Origin of the sequence: uncultured Methanobrevibacter sp. (assembly GCF_947169325.1) — an archaeon.
GTDB lineage: Archaea > Methanobacteriota > Methanobacteria > Methanobacteriales > Methanobacteriaceae > Methanocatella.
Genome location: NZ_CAMVPN010000009.1, coordinates 25,011 through 45,961 on the forward strand (window position 1 = coordinate 25,011; position 20,951 = coordinate 45,961).

General features: G+C 38.9%; 25 protein-coding genes. 20 read left to right on the plus strand and 5 right to left on the minus strand.

Annotated features, from left to right (window positions below; all coding sequences use genetic code 11):
- Window positions 1-32 precede the first annotated feature (32 nt).
- The 16 genes from Q0W26_RS02545 (at window position 33) to Q0W26_RS02620 (ending at window position 12,950) form a co-directional block, all read left to right on the plus strand.
- On the plus strand, window positions 33-1,481 hold the full coding sequence (locus Q0W26_RS02545; protein ID WP_298522041.1) for an asparagine synthase-related protein: 1,449 nt from the start codon (window positions 33-35) through the stop codon (window positions 1,479-1,481).
- 74 nt (window positions 1,482-1,555) lie between these two features.
- Window positions 1,556-1,771 carry an Asp-tRNA(Asn) amidotransferase subunit GatC gene (gene gatC / locus Q0W26_RS02550; RefSeq protein ID WP_298522044.1) on the plus strand — a complete coding sequence of 72 codons (216 nt, stop codon included), beginning with the start codon at window positions 1,556-1,558 and terminating at the stop codon, window positions 1,769-1,771.
- A 12-nt stretch (window positions 1,772-1,783) separates the two neighbouring features.
- A complete protein-coding gene (locus Q0W26_RS02555) occupies window positions 1,784-2,269 on the plus strand; it encodes an amino acid-binding protein (protein ID WP_298522046.1) in 486 nt (161 codons plus the stop codon).
- An 8-nt stretch (window positions 2,270-2,277) separates the two neighbouring features.
- On the plus strand, window positions 2,278-3,297 hold the full coding sequence (locus Q0W26_RS02560) for a homoserine dehydrogenase (RefSeq protein ID WP_298522048.1): 1,020 nt from the start codon (window positions 2,278-2,280) through the stop codon (window positions 3,295-3,297).
- A 32-nt stretch (window positions 3,298-3,329) separates the two neighbouring features.
- Window positions 3,330-4,541 carry a cofactor-independent phosphoglycerate mutase gene (locus Q0W26_RS02565; protein WP_298522049.1) on the plus strand — a complete coding sequence of 404 codons (1,212 nt, stop codon included), beginning with the start codon at window positions 3,330-3,332 and terminating at the stop codon, window positions 4,539-4,541.
- On the plus strand, window positions 4,542-5,177 hold the full coding sequence (locus Q0W26_RS02570; RefSeq protein ID WP_298522051.1) for a flavodoxin family protein: 636 nt from the start codon (window positions 4,542-4,544) through the stop codon (window positions 5,175-5,177). It begins immediately after the preceding gene.
- Window position 5,178: 1 nt separating this feature from the next.
- The gene (locus Q0W26_RS02575) at window positions 5,179-6,537 is read left to right on the plus strand and encodes an MATE family efflux transporter (protein WP_342765328.1); all 1,359 of its coding nucleotides are present in this window, start codon (window positions 5,179-5,181) and stop codon (window positions 6,535-6,537) included.
- The gene (locus Q0W26_RS02580) at window positions 6,537-6,944 is read left to right on the plus strand and encodes a GNAT family N-acetyltransferase (RefSeq protein ID WP_298522055.1); all 408 of its coding nucleotides are present in this window, start codon (window positions 6,537-6,539) and stop codon (window positions 6,942-6,944) included. Before Q0W26_RS02575 ends, Q0W26_RS02580 begins: the two co-directional genes overlap by 1 nt.
- A 9-nt stretch (window positions 6,945-6,953) precedes the next feature.
- Entirely contained in the window at window positions 6,954-7,124 is a 171-nt protein-coding gene (locus Q0W26_RS02585) for a hypothetical protein (protein ID WP_298522057.1), read from the plus strand.
- An 8-nt stretch (window positions 7,125-7,132) separates the two neighbouring features.
- On the plus strand, window positions 7,133-7,912 hold the full coding sequence (locus tag Q0W26_RS02590; RefSeq protein WP_298522059.1) for an alpha/beta hydrolase family protein: 780 nt from the start codon (window positions 7,133-7,135) through the stop codon (window positions 7,910-7,912).
- A gap of 4 nt (window positions 7,913-7,916) precedes the next feature.
- A complete protein-coding gene (locus tag Q0W26_RS02595) occupies window positions 7,917-8,297 on the plus strand; it encodes a hypothetical protein (RefSeq protein ID WP_298522061.1) in 381 nt (126 codons plus the stop codon).
- A gap of 65 nt (window positions 8,298-8,362) precedes the next feature.
- On the plus strand, window positions 8,363-10,000 hold the full coding sequence (locus tag Q0W26_RS02600; protein WP_298522092.1) for a CTP synthase: 1,638 nt from the start codon (window positions 8,363-8,365) through the stop codon (window positions 9,998-10,000).
- Between the two features lie 93 nt (window positions 10,001-10,093).
- Entirely contained in the window at window positions 10,094-10,960 is an 867-nt protein-coding gene (locus Q0W26_RS02605) for a prepilin peptidase (RefSeq protein WP_298522064.1), read from the plus strand.
- Window positions 10,960-11,385 carry a class III signal peptide-containing protein gene (locus Q0W26_RS02610; RefSeq protein ID WP_298522066.1) on the plus strand — a complete coding sequence of 142 codons (426 nt, stop codon included), beginning with the start codon at window positions 10,960-10,962 and terminating at the stop codon, window positions 11,383-11,385. Before Q0W26_RS02605 ends, Q0W26_RS02610 begins: the two co-directional genes overlap by 1 nt.
- Before the next feature lie 75 nt (window positions 11,386-11,460).
- Window positions 11,461-12,264, plus strand: a complete 804-nt coding sequence (locus tag Q0W26_RS02615; protein ID WP_298522068.1) for a hypothetical protein — start codon at window positions 11,461-11,463, stop codon at window positions 12,262-12,264.
- A gap of 5 nt (window positions 12,265-12,269) precedes the next feature.
- The gene (locus Q0W26_RS02620) at window positions 12,270-12,950 is read left to right on the plus strand and encodes a diphthine--ammonia ligase (protein ID WP_298522069.1); all 681 of its coding nucleotides are present in this window, start codon (window positions 12,270-12,272) and stop codon (window positions 12,948-12,950) included.
- 1 nt (window position 12,951) lies between these two features.
- Here the strand turns inward: Q0W26_RS02620 and Q0W26_RS02625 are convergent, their stop codons facing one another.
- The 3 genes from Q0W26_RS02625 to Q0W26_RS02635 are packed head-to-tail and all read right to left on the minus strand — an operon-like array spanning window position 12,952 to window position 14,626.
- A complete protein-coding gene (locus Q0W26_RS02625; RefSeq protein ID WP_298522071.1) occupies window positions 12,952-13,491 on the minus strand; it encodes an AAA family ATPase in 540 nt (179 codons plus the stop codon).
- Window positions 13,491-14,231 carry a 4-phosphopantoate--beta-alanine ligase gene (locus tag Q0W26_RS02630; RefSeq protein ID WP_298522073.1) on the minus strand — a complete coding sequence of 247 codons (741 nt, stop codon included), beginning with the start codon at window positions 14,229-14,231 and terminating at the stop codon, window positions 13,491-13,493. The genes Q0W26_RS02625 and Q0W26_RS02630 overlap by 1 nt, the downstream gene beginning before the upstream one ends.
- Before the next feature lie 11 nt (window positions 14,232-14,242).
- Window positions 14,243-14,626 (minus strand): hypothetical protein, encoded by a 384-nt coding sequence (locus Q0W26_RS02635; RefSeq protein WP_298522075.1) that lies wholly within the window; start codon window positions 14,624-14,626, stop codon window positions 14,243-14,245.
- A 291-nt stretch (window positions 14,627-14,917) separates the two neighbouring features.
- Between Q0W26_RS02635 and Q0W26_RS02640 the strand changes: the two genes are divergently transcribed.
- Together Q0W26_RS02640 and Q0W26_RS02645 are read left to right on the plus strand one after the other, a co-directional pair.
- The gene (locus Q0W26_RS02640; RefSeq protein WP_298522077.1) at window positions 14,918-15,964 is read left to right on the plus strand and encodes a ribonuclease H-like domain-containing protein; all 1,047 of its coding nucleotides are present in this window, start codon (window positions 14,918-14,920) and stop codon (window positions 15,962-15,964) included.
- Between the two features lies 1 nt (window position 15,965).
- Window positions 15,966-17,471: a HEAT repeat domain-containing protein gene (locus tag Q0W26_RS02645; protein ID WP_298522080.1), complete on the plus strand. Its 1,506-nt coding sequence runs from the start codon at window positions 15,966-15,968 to the stop codon at window positions 17,469-17,471.
- Here Q0W26_RS02645 and Q0W26_RS02650 read toward each other — a convergent pair.
- A complete protein-coding gene (locus Q0W26_RS02650; RefSeq protein ID WP_298522083.1) occupies window positions 17,466-18,224 on the minus strand; it encodes a 4Fe-4S binding protein in 759 nt (252 codons plus the stop codon). The two genes, Q0W26_RS02645 and Q0W26_RS02650, sit on opposite strands and share 6 nt — an antisense overlap.
- A 123-nt stretch (window positions 18,225-18,347) precedes the next feature.
- Between Q0W26_RS02650 and Q0W26_RS02655 the strand changes: the two genes are divergently transcribed.
- Both Q0W26_RS02655 and Q0W26_RS02660 read left to right on the plus strand, forming a co-directional pair.
- On the plus strand, window positions 18,348-19,376 hold the full coding sequence (locus Q0W26_RS02655) for a M42 family metallopeptidase (protein WP_298522085.1): 1,029 nt from the start codon (window positions 18,348-18,350) through the stop codon (window positions 19,374-19,376).
- Between the two features lie 35 nt (window positions 19,377-19,411).
- On the plus strand, window positions 19,412-20,281 hold the full coding sequence (locus Q0W26_RS02660; RefSeq protein ID WP_298522087.1) for a hypothetical protein: 870 nt from the start codon (window positions 19,412-19,414) through the stop codon (window positions 20,279-20,281).
- Here the strand turns inward: Q0W26_RS02660 and tsaA are convergent.
- A complete protein-coding gene (gene tsaA, locus Q0W26_RS02665; protein WP_298522088.1) occupies window positions 20,261-20,746 on the minus strand; it encodes a tRNA (N6-threonylcarbamoyladenosine(37)-N6)-methyltransferase TrmO in 486 nt (161 codons plus the stop codon). The genes Q0W26_RS02660 and tsaA overlap by 21 nt on opposite strands.
- Between the last annotated feature and the right edge of the window lie 205 nt (window positions 20,747-20,951).

Sequence of the window (20,951 nt, forward strand, 5' to 3'; positions counted from 1 at the left end):
TTTTAAGTATAATAATCTTAAAATATTATATCATGTGTTCAATAGTTGGTTTGCAAGGCAAGTTTAAAGGAAATGATGTAATAAAAATGTTGAAATCCTCTAAAAACAGAGGTCCGGATTCATCAGGCGTTTTTCTTGATAAGATTCACACTGACATTAACATTGACGAATTTGCAGATGATAGGGAATATGAAATGGCTTTCGGCCATAATCTTCTTTCAATCTATGATTCAAACGATAGAGTGTCAAAGGCCCAGCCTGTTGAAAAGGATAACCTTGTTTTGGTCTTCAATGGGGAAATCTACAATTTCTTCACAATGAGAAATTTCCTTGCCAAAGTGGGAGTCGAGGCCGAAATCACATCAGATGCTGAAATCCTGATTTACCTGATTGATTTTTATGCCAAGAAACTGGACCTGTTAAAAGCGGTCGAATCAGCCATCAGATTAATTGACGGAGATTATGCCTTTGCAGTATGGGACGGAGAAAACCTTGCTATTGCACGTGACCCTTTGGGAGTAAAGCCATTGTTTTACGGACAAAACGATAATCTGAAAGGATTTGCATCCACAAGACAGTCCCTAAAAGAGGTTGGAATAACCGACATTGACGCCCTGAAACCTGAACATATCCTATACAACGGTGAGGACATTGCACCTGCACAGCCGATTTATGAAAAGATCTTTGAGGGAGACGTTGCAAAGATAGACAAAATGCTTAGATTGAGCGTCATCAAACGTGTGGAAAGCCTTGCAGAAATCGGAGTCATATTTTCGGGAGGGGTTGACAGCTCATATCTGGCACTGCTTTTAAAGGAAATATCAGACAATGTTGCGTTGAAAATCAAGCTTTATGCGGTTGGAGTTGAGGGTTCACAGGATGTTGAAGCGGCAATCTATGCATCAAAATTCCTTAATCTGGATTTGGAAATAGTTGAGGTCACCGAAGACATGGTGCGTGAAGCGCTGCCGCAGGTTGTAAACGCCATAGGTGATGACAATCTCATGAAGGTCGGAGTCGGACTGACAACATATTTTGCAACCAAGAAAGTGGCAGAGGACGGCATCAGGGTGGCAATTTCAGGCCAGGGTGCAGACGAGCTATTCGGAGGATATAAAAGATATGTCCAAAGCTTCATTGACGGAACACTGAACTATGATTTGAGGGTTGACATGTCGAACATGTACCATGTCAATCTTGAACGTGACGATGCATGTTCAATGCTCAATTCAGTTGAGCTCAGATTGCCTTTTTTAGACAAGAAGCTTGTGGAACTGGTGCTGAACATTCCGGACAACAAAAAAATAGTATCAATGCATGATGACATGAGAAAAAGCATTTTAAGAAAACTTGCCTTTGAAGAAGGCCTTGACTATGAAATAGCATACAGACCCAAAAAGGCGGCGCAGTACGGAACAGGAATCGACAAGATACTTCGCAAAAAAATTGTCAAGGATACTGATTTGAGTTCCTATCTGTAGCTATCAATCTTTAACTATATTAATGGTGAAAAATAAAATATTAATATTATTTATTATTAAGGAGTTTTTAATTCATGACAATCGAAAAAGATGCGGAAGACATTATAGAAAAATTTTCAAAAATATTGGAAGACATTCCAGATTCAGATGAAACCTGGTACATTACCGATAATTTAAACTTAACACGTGAAGACGAATCTCACGGTAAAAACCCGGAAAAGATTTTGAGAAACGCAAGTATTGACAAAGACGGTAATCTCAAAGTTAAAAAAGCTGATTGGACTGCTTAGTGAGGGATTTTAATGAAAATGAATTTAGTTTTAGAACTTTTGGATGTTCCGGGCCAACTGGTTTCCGTACTTGAACCTATCGGAAACTTAGGTGCAAACCTGGTTACAGTCATCCACAAAAGGGAATTTAAAAATGAGAAAGGTATGGTTCCCGTTCATCTGACAATTGAAGGAGAACGTGAAAACCTATTCAATGTCATTCAAAAATTTGATGATTTGGGATTTTCTATCGTTGAAATGGACGGTGTTGTCAAAAAGGAAATGATTAGTACCATATTATACGGACACATTGTTGACAAGGACGTAAGGGACACCATGGACAGAATCAATGCACTTAAAGGAGTTAGCGTAGCAGGATTTGACATAAGACTCGATGGCGAAAGGGAATCCACTGCACTGGTTACTGTTGAAACAGATTACGGTAAAAAGCAATTTGTGTTTGATAAGATTAAAGAAATTGCTGAGGAAAAAGATTTACTAATGATTAATGAAGTTTAGGGATTATTATGGATGAATGTAAAGTCATTATAATGGGATTTGGTGCAGTAGGTCAAGGCGTGGCCAATGCAATTTCCCTTAAAAAGGATTTGATTAGTCAAAAGACAGGAGTGGCCGTAAAGGTTGTGGCTGCTGCAGATTCATCTTCATCTGCAATATGTGCCGATGGGCTTGATGAAAAACTGCTTGTAGAGACTAAAAACAATGAAGGAAAATTATCTGCTTATCCTGAATTCGGAAGCGATAAGTGCGGTGAAGAGGTATTGGATGCTGTTGAATATGATTGTCTTATTGAAGCTACTCCTACCAATATCGTTGATGCGGAACCTGCATTCTCACTAACACTCAAAGCTTTCAGCCAGGGAAAGGATGTAGTGACATCAAACAAAGGGCATTTGGCATTGAAATTCAAAGAAGTGGTCGGTGCAGCACAAAAAGCAGGTGTAGAATTTAAATACGAAGCAAGTGTTGGTGGAGCAATGCCAATCATCAACTTCACAAAAGAAACACTTGCATCATGTGAAATAAAATCAATCATAGGTATTCTCAACGGTACCACAAATTACATCCTGTCAAGAATGACAACAGAAGGAACAGATTACGAATCCACATTAATTGAATCACAGGAATTGGGAATTGCCGAAACAGACCCTACACAGGATGTTGAAGGTATTGATGCAGCATGCAAAACAGTAATACTTGCAAATTCCCTTTTAGGAATTGACGCAACATACAGTGACGTGACAGTCTCAGGTATTTCAAACATCAATTCAGATGCAATCGAACTTGCCAAAAAGGACGATTACCTGATTAAACTGATAGCTGAAGTATCCCATGATAATCTGCGTGTATCTCCACGTCTGGTTAAGAAAGGAAGCTCTTATGATGTGGGAGGAACCCTCAATATGGCTACAATCCACACTGATTTGGCCGGAGACATCACTGTAATGGGGCTTGGAGCAGGATCACTTGAAACTGCTTCTGCGATGTTGACTGACTTAATTAGTATTTTAAAAAATAAAAACTAATTAACTTTCTTTTTTTATTTTTATCTGATAATATGAAATATGTAATTTTTATCCCTGACGGGTCAAGCGACTATCCGATTGATGAATTAGATGGAAAAACTCCTTTGATGGTGGCAAAAACACCAAATATAGACAAACTGGCAAAAGGAGGATTTGGAGGATTTACAAACAACGTTCCCGACCAGTACACTCCGGGCTCTGACGTTGCCAACATGAGCATTTTCGGATATAATCCTGCTGATTACTATACTGGCCGTGGACCACTTGAAGCGGGTAGCGAAGGCATTCCTACAACACCTAAGGACGTTATCTTCAGATGCAATACAATATTTTCTGAAACAGACTTGATGGATGACTTCAATGCAGGCCACATTTCCACTGAAGAGGCCGATGAGCTGATGAAAGGATTGAACGAATACTTCACAGAGAAGTATCCTGATTTCAAAGGCAAATTCTACACAGGCGTAAGCTACAGGCATTTGTTCATCTACTCATGTGACAGCGTTGAAGATGCTGAAAAATTGTCTTCAATCAAAACAATGCCTCCTCATGACATTGTCGGCGAAAAGTTGATCGATAATCTCTTTGGAGACTGTGAATTGGCTCAGGAAATCCAGGAGATAATGTTTGAGTCAAGGGAATTTCTTAAAAACGCTGATGTTAATGCAAAACGTGAAATCCCTGCAAACATGGTATGGCTATGGGGGCAAGGGGTGACACCAAGCCTTCCTAACTTCGAGGAAACCTACGGAATAACAGCATCAGTAATCACAGGTGTTGATTTGCTTAAGGGAATCGGAAACTTCGCAGGAATGAACATCGTCAATGTTCCTGGAGCAACAGGTTACTTCGATACAGACTACAAACAGAAAGGTGAATACGGTATTGAAGCATTGAAGGAAACTGATTTGTTGTTGATTCATATCGAAGCTCCTGACGAAGCGGGACATGCTCAAAACATCGAGGAAAAGGTCAAGGCCATTGAAAGGATTGACGAGTTTATCGTAGGTCCAATCATTGAAAGTCTTGAAGGCGAAGACTTCAGGGCGGCAATACTTCCTGACCATCCAACCCCAATTGATGTGGGAACCCACACACGTGACGATGTGCCTTTGATAATATATGATCCAAATCAGGAAGGGGATGAATGCGAATCATTTGATGAGGAAGGGGTCAAGAAAGGTTCACTTGAAAACAGACCTGGACATTTCTTGGTTCAAAGATTGATTTTAGGAGATTTTTAAATGAAAGTATTATTGGTTAATGGAAGTCCCCACAAGGATGGCTGCACATATACAGCACTTACAGAAGTTGAAAAGACATTGAACGAAGCAGGCATAGAAACCGAGATATTCTGGATTAAGACAAAACCTATTATAGGATGTACAGCATGCCTCAAATGCCGTGAAAAGGGAGAGTGCACATTCGACAATGATGTCGTCAACGAGTTCGTCAAAAAGGCTTACGATGCAGACGGATTCATATTCGGCTCACCGGTCTATTATGCAGGTGCTACTGGAGCAATGACATCATTCATGGACAGGGCATTCTATTCAAATGCACAGTCAACAGGCCTTGAAGCGTTCAAGCACAAACCCGCTTCAGTAATCTGTTCTGCAAGACGTGGAGGAACAACCGCAACATATGAACAATTGATAAAATACCCTGGAATATCCCAGATGCCGATAATTTCATCATATTACTGGAACATGGTTCACGGAAACACTCCCGAAGAGGTCAGACAGGACCTGGAAGGCCTTGCCACCATGAGGCAGCTTGGACGAAACATGGCATTTTTCCTTAAATGCATTGAAGCGGGTAAGAATGAAGGTTTGACTCCTGAAGAGGAACCTAAAATAGCTACAAACTTTATAAGATAATATTATGAACATTTTTAAAACTCCTGAAGGCTACATTTACTCAAATCGAGCATTGCTTGCACTGTTCATACCATTGCTGATAGAATACGGTTTGGAATTCTTTGTAGGTTTGGCAGATTCCATCATGGTTGCTTCATTGGGTGAAGCTGCAATTTCGGGAGTTTCTTTGGTTGACTTTTTAGTTCAACTGCTTATTTTTTCTTTTTCAGCTCTTGCAACGGGCGGTGCCGTTGTAGCGGGACAGTACCTTGGTGACAATCAGATTGAAAAGGCACAGAACTCCGCAACACAGCTGGTATGGTTTTCAACAATACTTTCCACAGTTTTAATGATTTGCGTAATCATTTTGAGGCAGTTTCTGATTGGAACTCTCTTCGGTCAGATTGAAGCTGACGTCTGGCACAATGCCGAAATGTATCTCTACATAGTTGCATTGTCAATTCCGTTCATTGCAATCTACAATGCAGGTGCGGCAATATTCAGAACAACCAACAATGCGGATTTGCCGATGAAAATACTTCTTGTCTGTGACATATTGAATGTTGTGGGAAATGCAATATGCATATTCTATCTCGGATGGGACGTAAGGGGAGTGGCCATTCCAACGGTAATATCAAGGGCGCTGGCTGCGGTTTTAATAATGTATTTTGCAGTCGATGAGGACTACAAGCTCCATATCAAAAGGACATTGAGGCACAAGTTCGACTTCTATATTCTGCGAAAGGTGCTGCAGGTGGGCATTCCATACGGCGTTGAAAACGGACTTTTCCAGTTGGGCCGTGTTCTTGTATTGAGCATAGTCTCAACATTCGGAACAATGGCGATTGCCGCAAACTCAGTGGGTTATGCGATAGGCATATTTTCAGTGCTTCCTGGCTTTGCAATCAATCTGGGTTTGACTGCTGTCATTTCAAATTGCGTCGGGGCAAACGACTACGAACAGGCAAGATACTACAACAAAAAATGTTTAATCATTGTCATAATTTCCCATATTGTCATTAACGTTGCAATTTTCGCATTGCTTCCGTTGATCCTGGGCATATACAATCTCTCAGCCCAAACCGCAGCAATGACGACTGAAATGGTAATCTGGCATGGAATCTTTGCAATCATAATCTGGCCGATATCATTTACATTGCCGTCCACATTCAGGGGTGCGGGGGATTCAAAATCTGTGATGTACATAAGCCTTGCGGTAATGTTTGCATGCAGAATAGGTCTCTCATATGTCATTGCAGACTGGATGGGAATTGGAGTCTTCGGAACATGGATTGCAATGTTCATCGACTGGTATGTAAGGGCAGGAATTTACGTTTACAGATATTTTTCAAACAAATGGACACATTATAGGGTGGTATAATGGCAGAAATTGAATACAAGGAAATACATGAATTCAAAAAGGATGATTTGCAGGATCTCTTCCTGTCAGTCGGATGGTCTTCAGGCCATTTCCCGGATAAGCTGCAGGTTGCAATGAGAAACTTCGAAACGGTAATCTCAGCATGGGACGGCGACAAACTGGTAGGTTTGATATGTGCAATGGATGACGGCATCATGAATGCATACGTCCACTATCTTCTGGTGAGGCCTGAATATCAGGATGGGGGAATAGGAAAACATTTAGTCAAGAAGGTTAAAGATATCTATAAGGATTATCTGAGAATAGTCGTTGTCGGATATGATGATGAAGTTGGATTTTACGAAAACTGCGGATTTGAAAAGGCGGAAGACGCCAGTCCGCTTTTCATTACAGACTTATGGACATGAGGTGTTAATATGATAGAAAATGAAGACATATTCAACAAATTAGTGAGTTTGGTAAACTTGAATGATGCGCATTTTAAAGTTATGCTCGACAATCAGACCCTGATTTTAAAAAATCAGGAAGTTCTGTTTAAGGAAATCGACAAACTCAATGAAAGATTGGATAAACTTGAAAAGGAATAGGTGCTTTAATGGTATTGTTCAGAGGAGATGTCAAGTGCAAGAGCCTTCAGAGAAGAACATCCATCAGCGTGATACTGCCGTCGGACAATATTCACTTCCTGCAGGATGCTGAGGAAATAGTCCCTCAACCGTACCGGACATTGTACCTGCTTCACGGACTGTACGGAAGCGACGACATATTCCTTGCAAACACATCCATCCAGAAATTCGCAGAAGACCATGGGATAGCTATTGTCATACCATGCGGCGAAAACAGTTTCTATGTCGATAATGTCGCCTCCCATGCCTATTACGGGGAATATGTCGGCAGCGAACTTCTTGACATTACCAGAAACATTTTCCCATTGTCAGACAAACGTGAAGACACATTCATCGCAGGTTTTTCAATGGGAGGATACGGTGCCGTCAGAAACGGTCTCAAGTACTCTCAAAACTTCTCGAAAATCGGAATGATATCCTCAGCGCTAATCACTGATGATATTGTCAGCTACACCTCCGATGATAATGTGCTGCGGTCAAGAGAGTTTTATGAATCAATCTTCGGCAATCTGGATGAACTTGAAGGTTCAGACATGGACCCAAAGGCACTGATTGATGACTGCGATGAAATTCCGGATATTTTCATGGCCTGCGGATATGATGATTTTTTACATAACAAAAACGTTGATTATTATGAGTTTCTCAAATCAAGGGATGTTAATGTCGATTTCATTGAAGCTCCAGGCGAACATACATGGGAATTCTGCGACACTTACATCAAGGAATTCATTAAGACGTTGGTGAGGTGAGATTATGAAATGTCCAAGATGCGGAAATCAATTAGACATAGACAAGTTTTGCTTTGAGTGCATGGAATTTTTTTATGATGCTGAAGAAGACGATGACTATCAGGATGACGGATTTGACAACATTAACGATGATGATTACGACTCTATGGTAAACAATGGAGATGAAATATGTCTGAACTGCACATACTGGTCTGTAAGTCCCTATGGCTCAGCCCACGGAATGGTGTGCAGAAGAGGATATATGACAGAGGGTCCCGGAGATTCCTGCGGGGATTTTGCGCCTGAAATGCATTTTGCAAGCTACGGTGACAGCGGCCAATACCAGTTCAATGAAACTGGTAGGGCTATTTCAAACAAATTGTACCATTGGAAAAACAATCGATAATCAATATTTTTACCATCTACTTTTAAATGAGAAATTAAATTTTTATACCATGATGGAGTAAAATTATAAATGTAGTTTTAAATTTTAAGGAGAGGATTTATCTGACAAAATATATTATTATAACTGGTGGGGTTGTAAGTTCCATAGGTAAAGGTATAACATCTGCATCTATGGGTAGAATTTTAAGATCATACGGCTTAAACGTTTCAGCTATTAAGATAGACCCATATTTAAACTGGGATTCAGGAACACTCAATCCGTATCAGCACGGAGAGGTATTCGTAACTCATGATGGTATGGAAACAGATTTGGATTTGGGCCACTATGAAAGATTTTTGGATGTTGAGCTTGACGGTATTGCAAACATCACTACCGGAAAAGTTTACGAATCAGTAATCGCCAAGGAAAGGGAAGGAGGATACCTGGGAGAATGTGTACAGGTAATTCCGCACATTACCAACCGTATCAAAGAAATGATTAGGCAAAATTCAGAAAGTGCCGATTATGATGTGGTTTTGGTTGAACTTGGTGGTACAGTAGGAGACATTGAAAGTCAGCCTTTCCTCGAAGCTTTAAGACAACTCAGAAATGAAGAAGGACGCGAAAACGTCATGTTCGTCCATGTTACATTCATTCCCTACCTGAATGCAGCAGGCGAATTTAAAACCAAACCAACCCAACACTCCACAAAAGAATTGCGAAGTGTCGGTATAAATCCTGATGTAATTGTATGCAGATCTCAAGAGCCAATCGACGATGCGTTAAGAGGCAAAATTGCTCACTTCTGTGACGTTGACGTAAAAGCTGTCGTCAACACTCCTGATGCAGGCACAATCTATGAAGTGCCATTGGTTCTGGATGAGAAACACATTGGAGAATTCATCGTCAAAAGAATCGGACTTGACATTGAACCTGACTCCTCCAAGTTGGACGAATGGAGAGAAGTAGTAAAATCCCTTAAAATCACAGAACCTGAAGTCACAATAGGTATTGTGGGCAAGTATGTAGAACTTGAGGATTCATATATCAGTATCAGGGAATCCCTGCTTCATGCAGCCGCAAGCATTGGCGTCAAAGCCAACATCAAATACCTGAGTTCCGATGTCGAGGAACTTGACAAGGAAGCATTGGCAGGATTTGACGGAATTCTGATTCCTGGAGGATTCGGTGAACGTGGATTTGAAGGAAAACTCGATGCAGTTGACTATGCAATTGAAAACAATGTCCCTCTATTCGGAATCTGTCTTGGAATGCAGTCAATGGTAACCCAGTTTGCAAGAAGAAACGGTTATGAAGATGCAAACAGCTCTGAATTCGATGACAATCTTAAATATCCTGTCATTGACATGATGGAAGAGCAGAAGAAAATCAAGAACATGGGAGGAACCATGCGTTTGGGCTCATATGACTGTAAAATCATTGAAGGTACAAAAACCTTTGAAGCTTATGGTGAAATCGACATCGAAGAACGTCACAGGCACAGATATGAATTCAACAATGACTACAGACAAGACTTGCAGGAAAAAGGAATTATCATTTCCGGAACCAGTCCTGATGACTTTTTAGTGGAAATTGTTGAGCTTCCGGATCACCCTTGGGCTATTGGTTGTCAATTCCACCCTGAATTCAAGTCAAGACCTAATAGGCCTCATCCATTATTCAAAGCATTTTTAGAAGCCATATATGAGTTTTCTAAAAATTAATTTTTTCATTTTTCCACAATATTACAAACAAAAAACAATTTAATGAGATGATTTTCTAGCTAATTAATATAATAGTTAGTAAAATCTATACTCATGATTATTAGTACCGTATTTTTAATTCAAATTATAGTTACAATCCTTTTTGCCATTTTGGCGTCAATTTTTGATGTTAAGAAGGGTTTTGTTCCGGACTGGTTAAATGATTTGCTGATATATTTTGGCCTCACCTCGAATCTGATTTTATCATTTATTTCAGGTAATCTTAAATACTTTTTAGCTTCATTTATTTCGATGGTTATCACTTATGTTGTATCTTATATGCTATGGAAATTGCATATGTGGGGAGGTGGTGATGTAAAGCTATTTACTTCCATCGCTACAGTTATACCATTTGGTTGGAATATTGAATTTTTCAATGTTTTTCCCGTGCTGTCAATATATCCCTTTGCATTCAGCGTAATTTTCAACAGCATACTTGTGTCATTTCCATTTCTGGTTGTCTTCACAACACATCTCATCGTCAAGAAGAACATGTTCAGCCGGAATGTCGATTTCCTCTTCAATATCCTCAACTATCAAAGCATGAGGCTGTTGATCAACAACACCCTAAACAAGAATGTCCATGTCAGCGACCTGAAGGAGGGCATGATTGTAAACGACTACTACTTCAACGACGACCACGTATGCAATCTCATAACTGATCTGGACAAGAATCTGAAAGTCTATAAAAGCAAGGACGACAAGTACAAGTATTATTTCAAGTCCCAAAGTGCAGGGGGAATCACCGTCCAGGACATGTATCTGCTCAAGATAATGTCTGCACAGAACTTCGTTTCGGACACATTTTCAATCAAGATTTCATTTCCATTCACTCCCGCAATCCTATTCGGTCTGATAATCGCCTTGAGCTATGGGGATTTGATGATGCTGATAACTAAAAATCTGGTTCTGGTGATTTGATGAGGGAAAACAGAGGCCAGGTGTCCCTGGAATATCTTCTCATATTCTCCATATCACTTATTATCTTGATAGCTTTCACCATGCCTCTTCTGGTGCAGAGCATGGACAATACATTTGACGTGTCAGATTCGCTTAAGGCAAAATCAGATTTGTCCAAAATAGCCGATTGCGTGAAGAGGGTTTACGGTGAAGGCCAGGGCTCCAGGCAAAGCGTAAGCATTGATGTCGGGGTGCCTGTCAAGATTGACACTGCCAGCAACCATGTCACATCAAAGATAAAACTTAAAAATGGAGAATATAAGACAGAAAAGATAAACGTCAAGTCCAAACTGAAAACCAACACATTTAAATTAAATAAGGGCATGCATACTCTTGTAGTCGAATGGCCGGTCGGCAGTGAACACATGATGATTTATGAAAAATAAGTGATTTTTTATACAAAGCTTTTTAACTACTTAATTTAAAATATTTAAATAATAGTTAAATGGCTGTGTGAATTTATGGAAATAGTTATTGCAATAATTTATGTCATTTTATTCATAATAATGATGGTATTTGTTTTTTCAATTGGAATGCTAAGAAATTACATGCCCAAAAAGGAAATAGTTTTAGTGCTTGTTGTAGCCTTTTTAATTGGAGCAATAGGAGGAGCATTCTTTTTAGAGCCAATTTATGAGGAATTACCCTCTGTAATGAGTATGGTTGAAAAAAACGTACCTGGTAATGAAGAGACTTTATATCTCGACTTGTCCTCTTCAATCAACATGAATGAATTAAGAGAGGGTCTGGAAAAGACTGAGGGTTTTAAATCTTTTAAGGAGACTGGAATTACGATACCGCTGTGGAAGTTCAATGACAGGGAAGTGGAATATTTCAATTACGTTTTAGGAAATATTGACTCTCACTACAAGCATTACAACGTCACAAAGGACGGCAGACTTGAAATAGAGCTTGAAAACTACACTTCCTATGAAGCTTTGAAATCATTTTCCGACTGGTATAAACTGGTTTACGGAGGATCAATTTCCTATGCTCAGGTACATGCCGAGCTGGTAGTGGATTCCGCTTCAGTAGACAAGTTTGACCAATATCTCCTGGATAAAGGGGTTGTGGCAAGCAACAGGTCAGGGCCTGTTCAGGACACTATGGCTGCCACCAATGAATCCATGATTCCAAATACATACTTTGTCGCATTGACAGGTGCAGTTGGTGTGGTCGTGGCTATATTTGGAATTTATTATGAATCATTCGGTGTATCCGTCAGAAGGTTTAGAAAATTCATACATGAAAAGCGAAAAAGGTAGGAAATATGAATGCTGCCGTTTTGTTTTCGGGAGGAAAGGACAGTACAATGGCATTGCACTATGCCTTGAGTAATGGAGAGGATGTCAAATATCTTCTTTCCATGAAATCCCGTAATGCTGAATCATACATGTTCCATGTTCCAAACATTCACATCACCGACTTGCTTGCAGAGGCGGTCGATATTCCGATAATGTCAGTTGAAACTGATGGGATTAAGGAAGAGGAACTTGAAGATTTAGGGCATGCATTCGAAAAACTCAAAACTTCAGGCGTCGAGTGCATATACACAGGTGCACTTTACTCGGTCTATCAGAAATCCAGGATTGAAAAACTTGGAGAGGAGGTGGGCCTTGAAATAATCTCTCCATACTGGCATGTTGATGAACTGGAATACATGAGGAAAATCGTATCCCTCGGCTTTAAAATCATCATCAGTGGAGTTGCCGCATGGGGTTTGGATGAATCATGGCTTGGAAGGGTTATCGATGACGATGCTATTGACGAGCTTGTCAAAATTCATGAAAAGTATTATATCGATTTGGCATTTGAAGGCGGTGAAGCCGAAACGCTGGCCATTGACGGACCTATTTTTAAAAAGAAACTTAAAATACTAAAAGATAAAAAAGAGTGGCATCACGATAGTGGTGTTTACATTATCGAAGATGCAATATTGGAAGAAAAGTGATTTAGAAACCGATTTCATCGAAAAATTCATTCAGTTCCTGCTCATAGCTTTCCAGGTCGCTTTCGTTTACTATGAGTCTGTCTGAAAGTGAAATGACATTCCCGATTCCAAAGCCGAGTTCCTGGAAATCTCTTTTTTCAAATTCCTTATATTCTGTGGAATCATCTTCCCTTTGTCTGATCAGCAATCTTTCAAAACGTGTTTGAGGATTTGTGAATATTGAAAGAATGAAAAAGTTCTCGAAGTTTTCCTTAAACATTTCCACTTCATGGTGGCTTCTGATTCCCTCAACGATAATGAGTTTTGCGCTGTCATCTTCGCTGATTTTTTTGATTTTCTCAATGGTCAGTTCGGAAATGATGTATTGGCCAAATTCCTCTCTCAATTTTCTGGCAGTTTCCTTGCTGGATTCCCCTCTTTTTTTAGCTTCTTCTCTTACAATATCGCCCATGCTGACGATTATTGCTCCTCTTTCTGATCCAATTTCTGAAACTGATGCTTTTCCAGAACCTGGCATTCCTGATATTCCCATTACTTGCATTATATTCCTCTTATTTTAATTTGTTCTATAGATTCTTTAAGATTTTCTTCATTGTCAAAGTCATTCACCATGTCCATCAGGACCTTTTTGTCCTGAGTCTTCAAATCCTTGGCTATTTTGGTCATGAATGGAATCGCCCTTACGATATTGTCCATTATTGAAACGTCAGACATCTTTGAAGTCCTTGACAGAGGATTCAAATCGATTGTGATAATGTTCTTGCCGCTTTTTTTAAGTATTTCAGCTCTGTCGCCATCTTCAAGTGGAATCAGTATTGTGTCTGCGGTGTAGATTCCGCTTTTGCTTGCAGATGACCTGCTGTTTTTGATGTCTGTGAAATATTCGATGTCATCATCAAGGGTTCCGAGGATTTCCTTGTATCCTCTGTCCCTGAAAAGGCTTGTGATAATCTGAACCCTTTCGTCTGTTCTGTAAAATAGGTTTATCTCAATTTTGGCGTTGATTTCCCTTGCCAGCTCGATGATTTCATCGATGGCAAGTGCTGTAGCGTTTCCGTTTACTGAAATAACCGGATTATCTGATAAAAGTAATGCTGCAACCGCAACGTACATCGCTCTTTTTGCAGGATAAGTTGTTTTTTCTCCAATTAAATAATCGAAGGCTTCTCCCCTTCCATGGGCAATCATCGCTGAGTCGGCAAGATATCCCTTTTCGGAAGCCTTTACAATTTTTTCCCTTAAAAGCAGGGATTCATATCTTGGATGAGTCTTTGGTATCATGTATGGTTCACCTATTTTAAATCAATAGTCATTTGGGCCAAATAGCCAACAAATGTTGTAATCAGTAATGTCAAAATGATCATTGAGAAGAAATGCAGAGTGTAATCGCTGAACATGAGTGTGCTTGCATTTGGATTGAGGAAAAATATGTAGTCTAGAATTATGTCAATTATTACGAATATCATTCCCACTGCCAGACCTTCAATGACCTCATTTTCATTGATGTTTCTAATGTATAGTATTGCAAAAAATCCAGTCACGACAATTACGATTGCCGGAACGAGTATGTTAATGTCAGGCAGGCTAAATGCAAATATTGGAGTAAATATTTCCGTTAGAATATATGTGAAAATCCAAATCAAAATTCCGAATATAATTGCTAATTTTATTTTCATATTCAAACCTTAGTATTAACTTTGATTTGAAAATATTAAAGTTTTTCTAAAATAAGTTTTTGGGATGGTTAGGTAGTATTTATTATAACTACCTAACAACTTGTTTTTCACAAGCTTTTTAGAGAAATGAATTTATAAAATTTGGCTGTTTAATCTATCTCTAATTGACTACAATGTAGTCAATTAATATGTTATGATGTTATAGTATATAAACTTATTTATAATTTATAAAAATTCAAGTGTACTTTATTAAAAAACTATATATTCCATAAATTAATAAAGTTTAATTGAATGACGCATTATGATGAACATGAAGAATACTTGAGAAAAGTCTTGTCCAATTCAATAGGCTCACAAAATCCATCAGAAAATGCAAAGAAAAAAGCACGTAGTCTTTCAAGTTCATATTTTCAAGATTATAAATATCAACTGTTAAATGACTATGAAGGGAAGCAATTAAAGGATATTGACAATGCAAAAGTTGTTTCAACCTCTTTCGGCGACACATTAAAGATTACCGAAAAGGAGAAAATCAGCTTCGACATATGGGACAACGACTTCACAAGCCAGATTAACCATAACCTCAAGCTCCTTCCGAAAATCGGAATCAGGACAGAACAGAATCTCAAAAGCAGAGGTTACGGAACTATCGAATCCTTAAAAGCCCATGACAGATACGGAGATAGTGCAGCAAAATTCATGGACAGAATCGATGAAATGTCTTTTTGTGAACTGATTGAAATACTTGATGCCAACAGATACACCAAAAGGTGCCGTGACAACATCATAAAGGCAATCAGCATGTGCGATAAGGAAAACTTCAAGTTCATGGATATAGAAACATTAGGCCTTTCCAATGTTCCGATAATACTGATAGGCGTTGCAGAGATAAAAGCAGACAAGATCATATCTTCACAGTACTTCTTAAGGGACATCCATGAAGAGCCTTCTGTCATTGAAGCATATCTTTCACATCTCGATGAGGACTCAGTCCATGTGACCTTCAACGGAAAAAGCTTTGACGTGCCATTCATCAAAAACAGGTGCCTGTCAAACAGGATTGATGCCGATTTGAATCTGCCTCACCTGGATTTGATGTATTTTGCAAAAAGCCTATGGGGCGAAAGGCTTCCTAATTGCCAGCTTCAGACAATAGAAAAGGAACTCTTTGGAATTGAACGTGAAGGAGATGTTCCGGGCGCATACATCCCGGATTACTACAATACTTATCTGGCCGAAAAAAATATAGGTCCAATCGTTCCAATTATAGAACATAATCGTCAAGATATTGTTTCACTTGCCAGTTTTCTAGAGAAAATGTATGAGGATGTAAATTAAAATGGGATTTTTAGACAGATTTAAAAGCAAAGACACCAAAAAGGAAAAAAAGCCTCTTCCGGATAATGTTGAAATAGATGAAGACCAGCTGGTGCTTAAGGAAATTGCAATAAACGGCAAGGACAGAACCGAAAGGGCGGTAGCTGCAGATAACATTACCGACCAGTTCGTTGCACTTGACATTGCAAAGAATGTGAAGGACCGTGCAATCAGACTGATAGCCGCAAACAAGCTCAAGGATGAACGGCTGCTTTGGGATGCGGCTGAAAACTCACAGTTCTTTGATGTGAGAAGCTTCGCTTACGAAAGGCTTGGCGAAAACAACAAATCAATATCCGAAATAGTCAAGAACACCAAGAAAAACAAAAACGTCGATGAAATATTCGAAAAGATTGTTGATGAAGAGACATTAACCGACATAGCCATCAACGCCATCGACAGAAACTACAGAAGACTTTCTCTAGAAAAGATAGAAGGCGAAGAATTTTTGCGTGAAATTGTTTTCAATGCAAAGGACTCATCAATCAGAAAATCTGCAGTCAACAAGGAAAATTTCACAGATGAAGATACTCTTTTTAAAGTAGCCAGTGAAGACAAGGACGAATCTGTTAAAATAGCTGCAGTCAACAAGATTGAAAACGAGGAAATCCTGGCAAAAATCGCCAAAAATGAGGATAACGCAAAAATCAGGTCAATCATTTTCGCCAAGATTACTGACAGTGAAATATTAAAGAATATCGCAATCGAGTCAGAAAAAGCTGATGTTCGCCTTGATATTGTAAATCAGCTTGACGACGAGGAACTGCTTGAGGAAATCGCATTAAACGACAGCGACAATGTCGTCAGGACAGAAGCCGTTAAAAAGGTCACCTCACAGGACACCTTGCTTAAAGTCATATCAACAGAAAAAGATCCGTTCGTAAGGCAGATTGCGGTCAAGAACCTGGATGACCGTGAGGAACTGATAAGAATAGCATTGGATGATGATGACCAGTTCGTAAGAAATCATGCCATTTCAAATCCTGCATTGAGCGATGAAGCTGATTTCACTTATATCGCAATCAACACAACCCATGAGGAAGTTGCATTCGAAGCGATGAGCCACATCACCAGTGAAGAGAACTACATTGACATATTGAAAAATGCAAAGCTAGATAACGTCAGAAAATCAACATTAGACCACATTGACGATTTGGAAACCTTAATCAGGATTGTGCTTGCAAACGAGGATGAGGAATTCTCCCTAAAGGCACTAAACAAGATTAAAGTTGAAAAGTGCCTGATAAAAATATACGAACAGGGCATAAGCGAAGCAATATCCGTAAGGGCAGTTTCACTGGTTAGAAATCAGGAATTTTTAACAAAGGTAGTTAAAAACGACGAATCATGGAGAGTCCGTGAAGTCGCATGTAAAAAAATAGTAAGTAAAAAAGTCCTAAAGGAAATTTCAATGTCTGATGAAAACGAATATGTAAGAAATGTGGCCAAAAAAAGAATGAGTTTATAAGAAAAACTCAATTTCTTTTCGCTCACTGTTGGCACTTTCAAATTCCGGTTTTTTAGCTTCAAAAGCATCTCCTGAAAACTTACGGGCATCTTCAGGACAGATATTGATGCATGCGGTGCATCTTGAGCACAAATCAAGGTCTGTAGAAATCGGATCATCATCGGGAATTGCCTTTTCAGGACAGATTGAAACGCAGTCATAGCAGAATGCACAGATGCTTTCATCACAGCTGATTTCAAACGGAAGCTGCTTATAATCCACGTATGGCTTGTTTCCGGGAATTTCAGATTCCAAACTTTCACCGGATTCTATTTTTCCAATGCATTTTTTGGCGAATTCATTTATCTTTTCAATATCATCTGAATCAGGCCTTCCGACTGCAACCCCGTCAAAGATTGAATGATGGCTTACTGTAGTAGCTGCTGCAAGCACATCAAAGCCGTTTTCCCGAAGAATTTCTACCAGCTCAAGCAGCGCATCACTGACATGTGCATTTCCATAGTTTGCAATTGCAATTGCTTTGGTATTGTTTCCTTTTATCTTTTCCAGTCTAGCACGGCCGCTTTTAGGAATTCTTCCTGCAAAGACAGGCATTCCGACAATTGCTATGTCCGTACCTGAAAATTCCTTTGAATCATTGAAATTCAACAAATCATAAGTTTCCTTATTTCCATCAAAATTGCTTGAAACCTGTTCTACAACCTTCTTGGTTGTACTTGAAGGGCTGAAAAAAACTTCTATAACATTTGACATACTCTCACCTATTTATTATATTGGGGACATGATTGATTTAAAAATTTCGAAAAGCTTCTTTTAATTTAGTTTTATAGAAATTCTTTAATATAATTAAATTATAAATTAATATTTGGTGATAAGATGGAATTAATGAGAGAGCTATCCTTGGCACCAGGTGTTTCTGGAAGCGAAGAGGAAATAGCTAAAATTATTACACGTGAATTAAAGGATGTAGCTGACAAAATTGAAACTGACAGTATGGGAAACCTGATTGCAACCAAAAAAGGTGAAAAGAAGGCTCCTACTGTAATGCTTGCAGCTCACATGGATGAAATAGGATTAATGGTAAGATACATTGACGATAACGGTTTTATTAAATTCTCAAACATTGGCGGAATCAATGATCAGATGCTGATGAACCAGACTGTAACCGTACACTCCTCCGTTGGAGAGGACATTGTAGGGGTAATCGGTTCAAAACCGCCACACGTAACCAAAGCCGAAGAAAAAAACAAGGTCGTTAAGGCTGACGACATGTTCATAGACATAGGTGCAAAAGACAAGGAAGACGCCGAAAAGATGGTCAGAATCGGAGACAAGATGACCTTCAATTCACTCTTTGTCGAATATCCGAACAACCTTATCATGGGAAAGGCCTTGGACAACCGTGTTGGATGTTACGTAATGATGGAAGTCTTAAAAAGAGTCAACACCAGAGCTACCGTTTACGGTGTTGGAACCGTGCAGGAAGAAGTGGGCCTTAAAGGAGCTAAAACCTCCTCATTCAAACTGAACCCTGATTTGGCAATTGCACTTGACGTGACACTATCAGGAGACCATCCTGGAATCAAGCCTGAAGAGGCACCTGTCGTAATGGGCAAAGGTCCTGCAATCATCTTGGCAGACGCCAGCGGAAGAGGAATCCTAACCCAGCAATCTGTAAAGGACATGCTCATCAAAGCAGGGGATGAAAACGACATCGACTATCAGCTTGAAGTCAGTGACGGCGGAACCACAGACGGAACTGCAATTCACCTGACCCGTGAAGGTATTCCAACAGGTGTTTTATCAGTGCCTACCCGTTACATACACACTCCGGTAAGCGTGTGCAGTATGGACGATATAGAATCAACCATACAATTGATTACAGCAGCTATAAACAACTTATAGCTACTTATTTTTTTATTTTAAGTAAAGGAGAAATCATGCTGAACGGCATAACAATAATGATTGTAAGCACAATCCCGGATATGTTTGCGGAACATTATTACTTTGTTAAACATGTTTTTCCACAACTAAAAGACATTTGCAGTGAATATGACATTTCTCTGGATTATGTTGATCTGTTTTTTTCCATGTCTGAAGATGAACTCAATAACGGCAGAACACTTCGCAAATATTTACAGTCAATTGATTTTGACAGGACTTTTTTTGTTTGCTTTAGAGGCCAGAAATTAGGAAGGGCTCCAACATACAAAAGAATCGATAAGAAGACATTGGATGAATACCCTGAACTTGTTGACTATATTGGGGATATTTCATTTACTGAATTGATTATCATGCATGCCCTGCAGCCATTTGAAAAGAATAACGATGGAGAACATAAGAATTTACCTCCCGTAAAACATGCTCTTTTCTATTTTAGGGACAGCAAATTCCTGGATAATTTGGATAGTTCTCAAAAGGAATTTTACACTTCAAACGGCATTTCCGAAGATTCATTCGTGCGTGATTTAAAGCTCGCAATGGCCAAGGATTTGATTTTCAATGAAAAAGAAGAATCCGAAAATAATGAGAACGGGCCTCATATCAACATTCACAAATACGAAGGAATTTGGGATGATGATTTAAGTTTAATGGAAGTGCTGGACAATTATATCCATGAATATGCAAGTATGAACAATTTTTCCTATGATTTTCTAAGTAAATTGGGTTCCAGAATTGATTTTGATGATTTAAAAGGGTCTTTCAGTGATTTTAAATGTGAAGGGAAAGATTTAAAAGAAGTGATGGCTGAAGACTTTTTCAATGAACTGAAATTGGAATTTCCAGATTTATTTGAATCTGTCGTCTGATTTTTGGGATTTGGCCTTTTTGTGTTTTGTTTCAAACCATCCGATTTTTAGCTCGTCAATGGTATCCTCATATAATTGGGGCACGTACGGTTTGATGTCAAGCAGCGGTGTTCCGTCCAGAACGTCAATGTTTTCAACGCAGACCTTGTTGTCCTTGACATCGATTACTTTAACGACGCTCATTCCAATCCTGTTTGGCCTTTTGGGAGATCTTGTTGCAAACACTCCATGAGTGTTGTCGTCCATAAAAGGTTTGACTTCAAGCATGTATCCGTCCACTTTGTGAAGCAAATATATTATGTGAATATGTGAGAAGTCTTTAAGGTCTTTTAGCCCATCTGCATATTTGTCTTTAATTTCTATTGTTCCCTTGACTCCTTTTGCACCAGTTGGTTGAATTGGCATGCCTTCTATTTCTTTGAATTCTGTATGAATTGTGCCTATTGATTCCATTTCGATTTTCATGATTATATTTATCAAGCTGTTTTTTAATAAAATTTTCTAGATGCTTTATATGCTACATGGTGAAAAATTATGAATTTCGATAAATTTTTCTATAAATTAATTATTGTAATTTAAATTAAATAATACTAATTATGTAATTTATTTTTTTAATTTAAAATATTATTTGATTAATATATTAATTTTAATTTTTTTATATTTGTTTTTT

Bases quoted from the DNA above. Each gene is read 5' to 3' on its own strand.
- Q0W26_RS02545 (WP_298522041.1), top strand. From the start codon at position 33: ATGTGTTCAATAGTTGGTTTGCAAGGCAAGTTTAAAGGAAATGATGTA.
- gatC (WP_298522044.1), top strand. From the start codon at position 1,556: ATGACAATCGAAAAAGATGCGGAAGACATTATAGAAAAATTTTCAAAA.
- Q0W26_RS02555 (WP_298522046.1), top strand. From the start codon at position 1,784: ATGAAAATGAATTTAGTTTTAGAACTTTTGGATGTTCCGGGCCAACTG.
- Q0W26_RS02560 (WP_298522048.1), top strand. From the start codon at position 2,278: ATGGATGAATGTAAAGTCATTATAATGGGATTTGGTGCAGTAGGTCAA.
- Q0W26_RS02565 (WP_298522049.1), top strand. From the start codon at position 3,330: ATGAAATATGTAATTTTTATCCCTGACGGGTCAAGCGACTATCCGATT.
- Q0W26_RS02570 (WP_298522051.1), top strand. From the start codon at position 4,542: ATGAAAGTATTATTGGTTAATGGAAGTCCCCACAAGGATGGCTGCACA.
- Q0W26_RS02580 (WP_298522055.1), top strand. From the start codon at position 6,537: ATGGCAGAAATTGAATACAAGGAAATACATGAATTCAAAAAGGATGAT.
- Q0W26_RS02585 (WP_298522057.1), top strand. From the start codon at position 6,954: ATGATAGAAAATGAAGACATATTCAACAAATTAGTGAGTTTGGTAAAC.
- Q0W26_RS02590 (WP_298522059.1), top strand. From the start codon at position 7,133: ATGGTATTGTTCAGAGGAGATGTCAAGTGCAAGAGCCTTCAGAGAAGA.
- Q0W26_RS02595 (WP_298522061.1), top strand. From the start codon at position 7,917: ATGAAATGTCCAAGATGCGGAAATCAATTAGACATAGACAAGTTTTGC.
- Q0W26_RS02605 (WP_298522064.1), top strand. From the start codon at position 10,094: ATGATTATTAGTACCGTATTTTTAATTCAAATTATAGTTACAATCCTT.
- Q0W26_RS02610 (WP_298522066.1), top strand. From the start codon at position 10,960: ATGAGGGAAAACAGAGGCCAGGTGTCCCTGGAATATCTTCTCATATTC.
- Q0W26_RS02615 (WP_298522068.1), top strand. From the start codon at position 11,461: ATGGAAATAGTTATTGCAATAATTTATGTCATTTTATTCATAATAATG.
- Q0W26_RS02620 (WP_298522069.1), top strand. From the start codon at position 12,270: ATGAATGCTGCCGTTTTGTTTTCGGGAGGAAAGGACAGTACAATGGCA.
- Q0W26_RS02625 (WP_298522071.1), bottom strand. From the start codon at position 13,491: ATGCAAGTAATGGGAATATCAGGAATGCCAGGTTCTGGAAAAGCATCA.
- Q0W26_RS02630 (WP_298522073.1), bottom strand. From the start codon at position 14,231: ATGATACCAAAGACTCATCCAAGATATGAATCCCTGCTTTTAAGGGAA.
- Q0W26_RS02635 (WP_298522075.1), bottom strand. From the start codon at position 14,626: ATGAAAATAAAATTAGCAATTATATTCGGAATTTTGATTTGGATTTTC.
- Q0W26_RS02640 (WP_298522077.1), top strand. From the start codon at position 14,918: ATGACGCATTATGATGAACATGAAGAATACTTGAGAAAAGTCTTGTCC.
- Q0W26_RS02645 (WP_298522080.1), top strand. From the start codon at position 15,966: ATGGGATTTTTAGACAGATTTAAAAGCAAAGACACCAAAAAGGAAAAA.
- Q0W26_RS02650 (WP_298522083.1), bottom strand. From the start codon at position 18,224: ATGTCAAATGTTATAGAAGTTTTTTTCAGCCCTTCAAGTACAACCAAG.
- Q0W26_RS02655 (WP_298522085.1), top strand. From the start codon at position 18,348: ATGGAATTAATGAGAGAGCTATCCTTGGCACCAGGTGTTTCTGGAAGC.
- Q0W26_RS02660 (WP_298522087.1), top strand. From the start codon at position 19,412: ATGCTGAACGGCATAACAATAATGATTGTAAGCACAATCCCGGATATG.
- tsaA (WP_298522088.1), bottom strand. From the start codon at position 20,746: ATGAAAATCGAAATGGAATCAATAGGCACAATTCATACAGAATTCAAA.